Annotated in this window: 9 protein-coding genes; 5 read left to right on the forward strand and 4 right to left on the reverse strand. The window is 28.4% G+C overall.

Annotated features, from left to right (window positions below; genetic code table 11):
* Window positions 1-10 precede the first annotated feature (10 nt).
* Together ACZ41D_RS06660 and ACZ41D_RS06665 are read left to right on the forward strand one after the other, a co-directional pair.
* Window positions 11-1,330, forward strand: coding sequence for a glutamate--cysteine ligase (locus ACZ41D_RS06660; protein ID WP_464150655.1), 1,320 nt, complete (start codon window positions 11-13; stop codon window positions 1,328-1,330).
* Window positions 1,318-2,643 carry a glutathionylspermidine synthase family protein gene (locus ACZ41D_RS06665; protein WP_464150656.1) on the forward strand — a complete coding sequence of 442 codons (1,326 nt, stop codon included), beginning with the start codon at window positions 1,318-1,320 and terminating at the stop codon, window positions 2,641-2,643. The genes ACZ41D_RS06660 and ACZ41D_RS06665 overlap by 13 nt, the downstream gene beginning before the upstream one ends.
* A 109-nt stretch (window positions 2,644-2,752) precedes the next feature.
* On the opposite strand, the gene ACZ41D_RS06670 is transcribed toward ACZ41D_RS06665, so the two are convergent.
* From ACZ41D_RS06670 to ACZ41D_RS06680, 3 genes are all read right to left on the reverse strand, one after another.
* A complete protein-coding gene (locus ACZ41D_RS06670; protein WP_464150657.1) occupies window positions 2,753-3,943 on the reverse strand; it encodes a coenzyme F420-0:L-glutamate ligase in 1,191 nt (396 codons plus the stop codon).
* 556 nt (window positions 3,944-4,499) lie between these two features.
* Complete coding sequence (locus ACZ41D_RS06675) at window positions 4,500-5,195, reverse strand: cell wall hydrolase (RefSeq protein WP_464150658.1); 696 nt, start codon at window positions 5,193-5,195, stop codon at window positions 4,500-4,502.
* Window positions 5,196-5,312: 117 nt separating this feature from the next.
* On the reverse strand, window positions 5,313-5,921 hold the full coding sequence (locus tag ACZ41D_RS06680) for a DNA-3-methyladenine glycosylase (protein WP_464150659.1): 609 nt from the start codon (window positions 5,919-5,921) through the stop codon (window positions 5,313-5,315).
* 273 nt (window positions 5,922-6,194) lie between these two features.
* Here ACZ41D_RS06680 and ACZ41D_RS06685 point away from each other — a divergent pair, with 273 nt between their 5' ends.
* Genes ACZ41D_RS06685 through ACZ41D_RS06695 form a run of 3 tightly spaced genes read left to right on the forward strand, consistent with a single transcriptional unit; the run spans window position 6,195 to window position 12,017 of the window.
* Entirely contained in the window at window positions 6,195-7,943 is a 1,749-nt protein-coding gene (locus ACZ41D_RS06685; protein ID WP_464150660.1) for an ABC transporter ATP-binding protein, read from the forward strand.
* 13 nt (window positions 7,944-7,956) lie between these two features.
* Window positions 7,957-10,029: an ABC transporter ATP-binding protein gene (locus tag ACZ41D_RS06690; RefSeq protein ID WP_464150661.1), complete on the forward strand. Its 2,073-nt coding sequence runs from the start codon at window positions 7,957-7,959 to the stop codon at window positions 10,027-10,029.
* 44 nt (window positions 10,030-10,073) lie between these two features.
* Window positions 10,074-12,017, forward strand: a complete 1,944-nt coding sequence (locus ACZ41D_RS06695) for an NAD(+) synthase (RefSeq protein WP_464150662.1) — start codon at window positions 10,074-10,076, stop codon at window positions 12,015-12,017.
* A 132-nt stretch (window positions 12,018-12,149) separates the two neighbouring features.
* On the opposite strand, the gene ACZ41D_RS06700 is transcribed toward ACZ41D_RS06695, so the two are convergent.
* Window positions 12,150-13,046 (reverse strand): fumarylacetoacetate hydrolase family protein, encoded by an 897-nt coding sequence (locus tag ACZ41D_RS06700; protein ID WP_464150663.1) that lies wholly within the window; start codon window positions 13,044-13,046, stop codon window positions 12,150-12,152.
* Between the last annotated feature and the right edge of the window lie 5 nt (window positions 13,047-13,051).

The following is a 13,051-nucleotide window of genomic DNA, read 5'->3' on the forward strand; positions in this document are numbered from 1 at the left end:
GGGTGAGTACATGAATATAAAAAAACAAATAGAGGAAATAGCAAAATATTTTAAAAACAATGAAAAGAAAGAAGAAAATCTTAATATAGGAGCTGAATTTGAACATTTTGTAGTTGATAAAAACAGTTTAAAAGCTATATCTTATTACGGTAAGGATGGAATAGAAGAGACATTGCAAGAACTTTTACAGAAAGGTTGGCAAGGTAAGTATGAAGGTAATTATCTTCTAGGATTGAGTAGAGATGGTACAACTATAACCCTTGAACCAGGAAGCCAAATAGAGTTAAGTATAAAACCACACAAAAATATTGAGAATATTGAAAGTGAATATATAAGATTTATAAATGAAATAGACTCTATATTAAGTAAAAAGAATCAGACATTAATTACAACAGGATATCAGCCTGAAAGTAAAATTGATGATATAAAGATAATTCCTAAAAATAGATATAAATATATGTATGAGTATTTTAAATCTAAAGGACGTTATGCCCATAATATGATGAAAGGAACAGCTTCAGTTCAGGTATCTGTAGATTATAAATCAGAGGTAGATTATGCTAAAAAGTATAAAATATCTAGTGCACTTTCTCCTGTAATTTATGCGATATTTGATAATTCACCATTTTTTGAAGGGAAATTATCAAGCAAAAATTGCTTAAGGACTAATATATGGTCTAATTGTGATAATGATAGATGTGGAATTGTTTATAGTGCTTTTGATGATTCCTTTGGTTATGATCAATATGCAGAATATATATTAAATGTTCCACCTATATTTATTGATGATGGGAAAAATATTATTTTTACAAATAAAAAATTATTTAGTGAAATATTCAACCCTAATGATTATTCTTTAGATGAATTAGAGCACGTACTTACTATGGTATTTCCAGATGTACGAACTAAGAAATATATTGAAATTAGGATGATGGATGCTGTGCCATATCCTTTTAATTTTGCAGCAGTCGCACTGTGGAAAGGTATATTATATAACAATGACAATCTAGATAAAGTATATAAATATGTAAAAATATTAAATGTAGAGGATATTAATAAAGCTAAAAAAGATATTATTGAAAAAGGATTAAATGCTAGGATTAAAGATAAAACGATATATGAGATAGCAATATGGATTATAGAACTTTCAAAAGAAGGACTTAATGAAAAAGAAAGAGATTATTTACTACCTTTAGAAAAAATAATTGAAAGCAAAAATACTTTTTCTCAAATAACTAAAAATAGAATTGATTTAGGTAAAAAAGAAGCACTGAAATGGTGTTTCATAAATAATAAACTTAAAAGAGGTGATGAGTTGTGGATGCTATAAAGCTTAATCAAGAATATATAGAAATAGTCAAGAATGGTGAGAATAATTTTTATGGTGACTATAAAAAGACTGTAGAAGCTGTTGCAAATTCAAATGCAATATATAAAGGCAAACCAGTTCCTTTTTTGTATCAACCTATGTTTTTTACCGAACAAGATATAGATATATTTAAGAATACAGTTAAGTTATTGATGTCAATAACAAATAAAGTAGTAGATAAATATATTGAATCACCAGAGTTTAGGATGAAATTTAAATACCCAAAACTTTTAGAAGACCTTATATTAATTGACCATGGATATGACAATAATGTTCCTATTGGAAGATTTGATATATTTTACGGAGGAGGAAATAACTTTAAATTTTGCGAGTTGAATACTGATGGTTCATCTGCTATGAATGAAGACAATACTATTGCAAGAATACTACTAGAAACTGAACCATTAAAGAAAATGAAAGAAAAATATAAAATAAGTTATTTTGAATTAATACACAAATGGGTAGACGAAAGCATTAAAATTTATAGAAAATTCCCTAATGCAATAAAAAAGCCTAATGTTGCAATTGTAGATTTTGAAGAAAGTGGTACTCCAGCTGAATTTCAAGAATTTAGGAAAGCTTATATTGATAAAGGATATAATGCTGAGATTGCTGACCCGAGAGAACTAAAATATGTTAATGGAAATTTGTATTATAAGGATATGAAGATAGATTTAATTTATAGAAGAATTGTGACTAAAGAACTTATTGAGAGAAATGAAGAAATCCAAGACTTTATTAAAGCATATAAAGATCAAGCTGTTTGTGTAATAGGACCAATTAAATCACAAATAATGCATAATAAGAAAATATTTAAAATACTTCACGATGAAGATACGCTTAGACTATTTACAGAAGAAGAAAAAGCATTTATTAAGGCTCATATTCCATTTACTAAAGAACTTAAGGGAGATGAAGCAGTATACCAAGAGGTATTAAATAATAAAGATAAATACATTATTAAACCTGAAGATTTATATGCTTCAAAAGGAGTCTATGCTGGTAGAGATTTTTCATTAATTGAATGGAAAGAGAAATTAGATAAGTGTTGGGATAATAACTATTTATATCAAGAATTTTGTGTACCATATACAAGGGATTTTATTGAATTTGAAAATGGGAAAATGAAAGTAAGTAAGTTTGGACATATAGTAGGATTGTTTTCATATAATGGAGAGCTAAGTGGTTTATATACTAGAATAGGAAAGGGTAGCATAATATCAGGACTACATGGATATTATACAGTTCCAAATCTTTTAGTACAATGTAAATAAAAATAAGGCATGAAAAACTTGTTTAGTTTTTCATGCCTTATTTTTATTATGTGAAGAATTGCATGATAAAATTATTTAAGAAATTTAACAAGTTTAAATTTTTTACGTCTTATTTCGTATAATTATCAAAATATCCTTGAATATATATAATAGGTGTACCTTTATCTCCACTTCCAGAAGTTAAGTCAGAAAGTGAACCTATAAGGTCAGTAAGTCTTCTAGGAGTAGTACCCTGGGATTCCATAGCTCCAACAAGATTAGATTTTTTACTTTTGATGTAATCAGAGATGGCTTTTTCTAGTTCTTCACCTTGTAAATGAGCAAAATTGTTATCTGCTAAGTATTTTAATTTAATCTCATTAGGAGTACCTTTAAGTCCTGAGGTATATGCAGGAGATACTACGGGGTCTGCAAGCTCCCAAATTTTACCCACAGGGTCTTTAAATGCACCATCGCCATAAATCATAACTTCAACAGTTTTACCGGTTTTTTCTTTAATCATAGTTTGAATTTTGTCAACTATAGGCTGACAATTTCTTGGAAAGAGTTTTACTGTATCTTCAGTTGCTTTATTTGAACCTAAAAGACCGTAAGATTCGTTATAGCCGCTACCATCAATTGATGATGACAGGATATCATCAAGAGAATAAACTATTTTTCCACCATTTGCTTTTAGGATTTTTTTTGTTCTAAATCTAGTATGAATATCGCATGTTAGAACATTTTTGGTATAGTTAAGGATAGTTTTTGGATTGTTTGAGAATATTATTTCACATTCAACTCCATATTCCTCTACTATTGATTTATAGTAATCTATATAATCAATACCAGTAAAAGGATGTTTTATATATCCGAAATAATCACGAAATTGCTTTTCGGTTAATACATCTATCCAAGGATTTATTCCTTTTTCATCAAGCATATCAATATTAACTATAGGATTGCCTACTTCATCAGAAGGATAGCTTAACATTAACACAATTTTTTTTGATCCTTTTGCAATACCTCTAAGGCAAATAGCAAAACGATTACGACTTAAAATTGGGAATATAACTCCAATAGTATTTTCGCCAAATTTAGCCTTTATGTCTTTACCAATAGCATCTATGCTAGCATAGTTTCCTTGAGCACGAGCAACAACAGATTCTGTTACGGCAACAATATCTTTGTCATTTATAGAAAAGTTTTCTGCGTGTGAAGCTTTTAATACGCTATCTACAACAATTTTAGTTATATCGTCTCCTTGCTTAATAATTGGAGCACGAAGCCCTCTAACAACAGTACCCACTAATCTTTCCATTTGTTATCCTCCTATGACTTAAAATTTTATGAAAACTATTCATCATTTGTAGTATATAATATGTTATGATATAAGTAAAATAAATAGATATAATAATAGGTATAAGGAATGATTATATGTCAATAAAATTAGATTTATATAAAATTTTTTGCGAAGTAGCAAAATATAAGAGTTTTTCAAAAGGAGTAGAGCTTACGAACGAATGACAATTGTTATATGAATATACAAATTCTGCAATAAATTTAATCAATGCTGGTGAAAAAAACTTATGGAATATAAAGACTTGATGATTGGGGAATTGAAAATAGGTGTTGGTGATACAATTTCACGTTATTATTTATTGCTTTATTTAGAAAAGTTTAGACAAAAAATATCATCACCTAAAAGGAGTATAGGATATTGTTATTTAAGAGGAGTATCTCTTTCATGTACATCAAAAAAATTTATTGACATATTGAAAGTTATCATAAGTAGTATTGATATAATCAAATTTGCTGAAATTAATTTTATTTTAAAAAAGAGCCCGAAGGCTCTCACAAAGGTAAAAGGTATATATTTACTTGTAAAAAACATGATTTCCTATTCTTTTAACATATGTTTTATTATTTACTATCCATGTTGCTGATGCTTTGTCTGGATTAAAAAAGTAAGTAGATACTCCAACTGTATTTGAACCATTTAAAGCATTTTCTGCAGCTTGTACACTTTCTTGAGTAGGATTGTTATAAATTGTACCATTTGCTACAGGACTAAATTGAGGAATACCTTTATAGTATTCAAATATTACGCCTTTAACCGTGTTTGGAAAATTACTTGAGTTTACTCGGTTTAATACTACATTTCCTACTCCTATTTTACCATTATAAGGTTCACCACTAGCTTCTGCATTTATTATTCTTGATAGCCAGTATAAATCCTCTGAGTAATTTCTACTGTTGTATGTTCCACGAGAAGCAGTAGAACTGTATAAAACAGATTGTGTTTGAGGTCCTGCTATACCATCAATTCTAATTTTTTTTGCTTTCTGAAAATTAATTACAGCATTTTCAGTTAACTTCCCATATATTCCATCAATAAAGCCAGGTGAGAAACCATTGTTATTAAGGGCTTGTTGCAGTTTAACAACTTCACTGCCCCTACTTCCAAATTTTAAAGTTGTATAAGTTTGGTCTGCATATACACTGCTAAAAGTTGATAGTACTAATAATAGCACAACAAGTGATGGAACTAATCGTTTAAAAAACTTGTCCATAAGTAAAACACTCCTTTTGATATTGGTTTTAAACCTAGGGGGGAAATTGACTTATACTAGACATTATATAAATCAACAAAACAAATGTCAACCAAATATCAATAATGGGAAAAATTACTATTTTCTTGATACGTAAGGGTTTCCATCAATATAAAATCTTAAAAGATAATCTTTTGCTTCTTCAGCATAGTCTATGCCTATGCGTTTTGAAGATACTATATTGAATTTATTTATATCATTATCTTCGATATATAGTTTATTTCCACATAAATCTTCACCGTTATTTTTTTTATCAATTCCCATAGCTATACACAATTTACCTGGACCATTAGTAAGTCCAAGTTTTTGTTTTTTATTTAAATTTTCATAACTTTTATGAAATCTTCTTTCACTCATTATATTTAGTCCCTCTAATGGTTCTAAAGCCCTAATCAAGACTGCTTCTGGTACGCCTTCTTCTCTAGTTACTACATTGAAACAATAGTACATGCCGTAGATCATATACACATAGGCTATACCAGGATTTTGGTACATAGTTTTAACTCTTTCTGTTATTTTACCTCCGTATGAATGGGCAGCTTTATCTTTAACCCCTAAATACGCTTCTACTTCTACTATTATTGCAGAAGTAGTCATTCCATTATAATTGTGTACTAATACTTTTCCTAATAAATCTTTTGCAACTTCAACAGTATTTCTGTTATAAAAATTTCTATTGAGTTTCATTTTTTTACCTCCTCAGTAAATTAGGAAATTATGTGATGAATTATTATATTAAGTTTACTATAAATTATTAATTCACGGAAAACATATAATAAATTATAGCTTTTTAATAATTGAGGGTATTGCATAATAAAGTAATTTATTAACTTTTTACCTTAATTGATAAAAGCGATAATCACAATAGAGTATATGTATCCATTTGGGCTATTGCTATATCTTGAAAAAATATATAAAATAGTAACTGAGTTAAATTAACTATAGGATGAGGTGACACGAATGTTTAGATCAAAATGCATTAAGCCTTACCTAAAAAAGTATGCAATGTTTTATTTTTTGGGTATTATTGGATTGATTGTAGTAGATGTATTACAGCTTTACATACCTTTGCTAATAGGTGAAATTACAGATGGATTAGCATCAGGTGGTTTTACTCAAGGAGATATACTAAGTGTTTTAAAAAGGCTAATAATTATTGGTATTATTATTGTACTGGGGCGTTTCATATGGAGATTTTTTATATTTGGAACATCCAGAAAAATAGAATATCATTTAAGAAATGACTTTTTTTCACATTTGGAAAAACTATCATTAAGATATTTTAATGAACATAAAACAGGTGATTTAATGGCTTATGCAACTAATGACTTAAATGCTATTAGAATGGCAATAGGTCCTGGTTTATTAATGGTTGTTGATACTATCTTATTGACAGTGTTAATTTTATATAAAATGTTTACAAAAATCAATGTAAGGTTGACTTTAATATCCATTATACCTTTACCAATTATTGCTGGGTCAGCTTTATTTCTTGGGAAATTAATTAGAGATAGATTTAAAGAAAGACAGGAAGCTTTTGCTGCCTTAACAGACAAAGTAAACGAAAGTATTTCAGGTATAAGAGTTATAAAGGCATTTGTTCAAGAATTTAAAGAAATTAAAGCATTTGAAAGAATTAATAAATATAATTACGATAAAAATTTAAAAGTAATTCGATTATATGCTTTATTACAACCTTTAGTTGGAATAATAGCTGGTTTGAGTATATTAATAGCACTAGCTTATGGTGGGTATTTGACAATGGTAAACGTTATTAGTTTGGGAGATTTCGTAGCTTTTATTCAGTACATATTAATGCTCATATGGCCTATGATGGCCCTTGGAATGAGTATTAATATATTTTCTCAAGGTCAAGCGTCGTTGCAAAGATTTCAAAGTGTGTTAGATGAAAAACCAGAAATAATAGATGCTGAAAAAACAGAAAAAATTAAGAAAATCAGAGGAAATATAAATATAAATAATTTGACTTTTAAGTATCCTAATTCGTCAGTTAATGCACTAGAGGGTATTAATTTAAAAATAAATGAAGGTCAAACTGTAGGCATTGTTGGAAGAACAGGAAGTGGTAAAACTACACTAGTAAATTTGCTGTTAAGATTATTTAATCCTCAAAGAGGACAGATTTTATTCGATAATATAGATATTTTAGATTTACCACTAGATGTTTTACGTAATTCTATAGGTTATGTGCCGCAAGATAATTTTTTGTTTTCTGATACTATTACTAACAATATTATCTTTGGTGTAGAAAACAAAGGAGAAGAAGAAGTAGTTGAAGCAGCAAAGCTATCTAGTGTTCATGATAATATTATGGAATTTCCTGAGAAATATGAAACGGTTATCGGTGAAAGAGGTACAACATTATCAGGAGGACAAAAACAGAGGATATCTATTGCTAGAGCATTAATTAGAAAACCACAAATTTTAATACTAGATGACTCAGTATCAGCTGTAGATACCAACACAGAAGAAGAAATTTTAAAAAATTTACGAAATATTAGAAAAGATAAGACAACAATTATTATAGCTCACAGAATTTCTACAATACAAAATGCGGATCTAATAGTTGTTTTAGATGAAGGAAAGATTTTAGAAAGTGGTACTCATGACCAATTAGTTAAAAATAAAGGATTATATTACGATATGTATCAAAAGCAACAACTTGAAAAAGCTTTAACTAAAGAGTAAGAGGAGGTATTATATGGCTGATATACATGAAGGAGAAGTAGAATTTAAATCTTATGACCCTAAGATTATGAAAAGATTACTCAAGTATGCAAAACCTTATGCTAAATGGTTAGTTTTAAGTATTGTATTATTAATAGGTATTGTTGGGATAGAATTGATTCAGCCTGTGATTGTTGGAAAGGCTGTTGATTCTATTATAAATGCTTATGACAAAACTTATTCTATAGTAGAAAAAAAGGACTCTGATTTGGAAATAAAAGGATATTACTTAAAGCAAGATAGCCAAAATCAATATAAAAATAATTTAAAAGCTCAGATGATTTATGTTGATAAAAACTATTATCTAGTTACTGGATTAACTTACGAAGAAGCTAAATATTTACAGAAAAATAAAGACACATTGGATGAATTTAAGTGGGATGGAAGTAATATTTTAATTAATAAAAATTACTATAAAGCCTATTTGTTAAATAGAGATGAGTTAAAAATGTTAAGGAGCAAAGACATTGATGCTTTAAAGAAAATATCACTTATTTTCTTAGCAGTTATCTTACTAGGTTTAATTATTTCTTATGTGCAGACTTTAGTTTTACAATATACAGGCCAAAAAATAATTTATAACATAAGAAATGAAGTTTTTACACATATACAAGGTTTATCTATACAGTTTTTCAATGCTAATCCTGTTGGGAAGCTAGTTACTAGGGTAACAAACGATACGGAAACTTTAAATGAGATGTATACAAGTGTTATTGTAAATTCATTTAAAAATGTATTCATGCTTTTAGGTATTATAATAATTATGCTTATTATAAACGTGAGATTATCTCTAATAGTGTTTTTAGTTATTCCATTAATTGTAATATCTACAATTATTTTTAGAAAATGTTCAACCCAAGCATATAGAGAAATAAGAACAAGGGTGGCTAAAATAAATACATTTTTATCAGAGCATATTGCAGGCATGAAAATCGTACAGATTTTTTCTCAAGAAAAAAGAGTGTTTGAAAGGTTTAATAAAATCAATGATGATTTGAAAAAGTCTAACATCAAGCAATTGATTATATTTGGTATATATAGACCGTCAATGTATTTACTTTATATTTTGGGAATAGCTTTAGTTATTGTATTTGGTGGAAACATGGTATTGAAAAATACTTTAACAATTGGAACTTTAATTATTTTTATACAATATGTGTCTCGTTTTTTCGACCCGATACAGCAATTAGCTGAACAATTTAATATATTACAGTCAGCTATGGCAGCAGCTGAGAAAATTTTTACATTACTTGATACTGACATTAGGATAGAATCTCTTCCAAATGGTTATAGGTCAAATGATATAAAAGGACATATTGAATTTAGAAATGTCTGGTTTGCATATGAAAAAGATAATTATGTTTTACGTGATGTAAGCTTTGAAGTAAAGCCAGGAGAAACAGTAGCTTTTGTTGGAGCAACAGGGGCAGGAAAAACTTCTATATTGAATTTAATTAGTCGTTATTATGATGTTCAAAAAGGTGAAATATTAATTGACGGGAAAAATGTAAAGGAGTGGGACCTTAATAATTTACGTTCACATATTGGACAAATGCTTCAAGATGTTTTCATCTTTACAGGAGATATAAAGAGTAATATTAGATTAAATGATGAAGAAATAACTATTGATCAAATAATTGAAGCATCAAAATATGTCAATGCTGATTCCTTTATTAGTAAGTTACCTAATAAGTATGATGAAAAAGTATATGAAAATGGTGCAACTTTGTCTGCAGGTCAGAGACAGTTAATATCTTTTGCTAGGACTCTGGTACATAATCCATCGATTTTAATGTTAGATGAAGCTACTGCAAATATAGATACAGAAACAGAACAGCTTATTCAAGATGGCTTGCAAAAATTGATGAAAGGTCGTACTACTTTAGTCGTAGCACATCGTTTGTCTACTATACAACATGCTGACAAAATAATTGTACTGCACAAAGGAAAGATAAGAGAAATGGGAAATCATCAGCAATTATTAGCAAAAAAAGGATTATACTACAAATTATATGAACTGCAATATAAAGACCAAGATAATGCTTAAATATTAGAGAAAAAGTTTAAATAAGTGTAAAGGAGGAAAAAATATTGAAAGATAATTTTGGTTTCGTCAAATGTGCTGCTGCCTCTCCAAAATTAAAGGTAGCTAATACTGAATATAATTCCAAAGAAATAGTAAAAATCGTTAATATTGCTTATGAAAGAGATACAAAAATTTTAGTATTTCCTGAATTGTGTATAACTGGATATACTTGTGGTGATTTATTTAATCAAAAATATCTTATTGACAAATCACTTGATGCATTGATAAATATAGCTAAAGCTACAAAAGATATTGATACGTTAGTATTTGTCGGGCTGCCTATGATAATTAATGGTAATTTATACAATTGTGCAGCAGCAATTCAATATGGGGAAATAAAGGGAATAATACCTAAATTATATTTAGCAAATTATAATGAATTTTACGAGAAAAGATGGTTTACTTCGGGTAAAAAAATAATTAATAAAATTGATAAAATTAAGATAAATGGGAAATATTATCCGTTTGGAAATATTATTTTTGAAAATGAACAATTAAATTATAGAGTTGGAGTTGAAATATGTGAAGATTTATGGGTACCTATTCCTAGAAGTTCATATCTTTCATTAAATGGTGCTAATATTATTGTCAATCTTTCAGCTAGCAATGAATTGGTTTCAAAATCTGAATACAGAAGACAGTTAATTAGCAACCAATGTTCAAAAATATTAACTGGATACATATACAGTTCATCAGGAGTATATGAATCGACTACAGACCTAGTTTTTGGAGGTGATTGTGTAATATGTGAAAGTGGATCGATTTTAAATGCTTCACAGAGATTTAAAAGAGAAGGGGAAATAATATATTCTGACATAGATATAGATAGGATCAATCATGATAGAACTACAAACATTAGCTTTTCTGACTCTTTAGATGAAGTTAAGCAAAATGATTTTCAAATAGTAAGTCTTAATGAGCAAACATATAAAAATGGACTTGAAAATGTTGATAGAGAAATAACTAGACACCCTTTTGTACCTAATGATCCAAGATCAATGCATAATAGATGTGAAGAAATATTTAATATACAGGTTGCAGGTTTAGCAAAGAGGATAGAGCACACTAAGATGAACCATGCAGTTATAGGAATTTCTGGAGGACTAGATTCAACTTTAGCTCTTTTAGTTACGTATCAAACATTTGAATTGCTAAATTTACCAAAAGAAAATATAATAGGCGTTACTATGCCAGGTTTCGGTACTACAGACCATACTTATAATAGTGCTGTAGATTTAATGAAGTCAATGAGTTTAACTATAAAGGAAATAGATATAAGAGAAGCTTGTTTAAAGCACTTTGATGATATTGAACACGATCCTGAATTGTACGATGTTACATATGAAAATGTTCAAGCTAGGGAACGAACTCAAATATTGATGGATTTGGCTAACAAACACAATGGACTTGTTATTGGTACTGGTGATTTATCAGAATTAGCACTTGGGTGGGCTACATATAACGGAGATCATATGTCTATGTATGGAGTTAACTGTGGAGTTCCTAAGACATTGGTGCGTTTTTTAGTGAAATGGGTTGCAGACAATAAAGTTGATAATAATACAAGAGATATATTGTATAGAGTATTAGATACACCTATAAGTCCTGAACTTTTACCACCGGATAAGGAAGGTAAAATAGCTCAAAAAACTGAGAGCATTATAGGACCTTACGAATTACATGACTTTTTCTTATTCTATACAATAAGATATGGATTTAAACCTAAAAAGCTTTTATTTATTGCAGCTAAAGCTTTTGATAACATTTATACTGAAGAAGAAATAAAGAAATATTTAAGATATTTTTATAGAAGATTTTTTACTCAGCAGTTTAAACGTTCGTGTATTCCAGATGGTCCTAAAGTAGGTACTGTTAGTCTATCACCTAGAGGTGATTGGAGAATGCCATCTGATGCAGATTATGAAATTTGGATAAAAGAATTGGAGTAGAAAGATTGGAGAATTGATTTTTTAAAAGTATATTATTAATATATTTTTTGATGGGGAAATTGCAAAATATTAACTCTGTAGTTATTATGCAATTTCCTCTCTTATTTAATAATAATTAAAGTACTTTAATTATTATTCTACAAAATTTGTTAGTGTACCTATCTTTTCTATATAACACTCAACTTTATCTCCAGAATTTAGGAATTTAAAAGGTTTAAAACCAAGACCTACGCCTGAAGGCGTTCCAGTTATTATTATATCTCCAGCTTCTAGTTTCATTCCTTTAGATAAATCTGAAATTATATAAGGTATATCAAATATCATATTTTTAGTATTGGAATTTTGTCTTATTTCTCCATTTACTTTACATGAGATATCTAATTCAACTGGAAAAGGTATTTCGTCTTTATAAACTATATATGGTCCCATTGGACAAAATGTATCTAAACTTTTTCCTTTAAACCATTGACTGTGTTTCCTTTGAATATTTCTTGCAGATACATCATTTACTATTGTGTATCCAAAAATATAATTTTCTACTTCTTCACTAGGAATATTTATGCCATCTTTTCCTAATATAACTGCTAATTCTACTTCATAATCAATCATATGAGTTATATTACTATGATTTTTTATTATATCACCATCACCAATAGCAGGATTTGCTATTTTCGTAAAGTATATAGGGTGTTTTGGAATAGTATTTGAAGCACCAGGTAAATTTGCTGTTTCTTTAGCATGTTCCAAATAATTTTTACCCAAACAAATTATATTTCTTTTTGGGTAAGGAATAGGTGCACAGAGCTTTACGTCACTTAAATCTATTCCTTCAAAATTATTTGTGTAAACTAAAGATTTTAAATCAGATAATAATTTTTCTGAAGATTTTTCAATGAATTCTAGTAATGTTTTTGGTGGTTTTAAATTAAAACTGTCGTATAAATAATCCATTGGTATTATTTTAGTTTTTTCTGCATTCAATATTCCTATATTTGTATTTCCTTTATACGTGAATGTTGCAAAAAACATTATAT

The sequence above is a fragment of the Brassicibacter thermophilus genome, assembly GCF_055378355.1.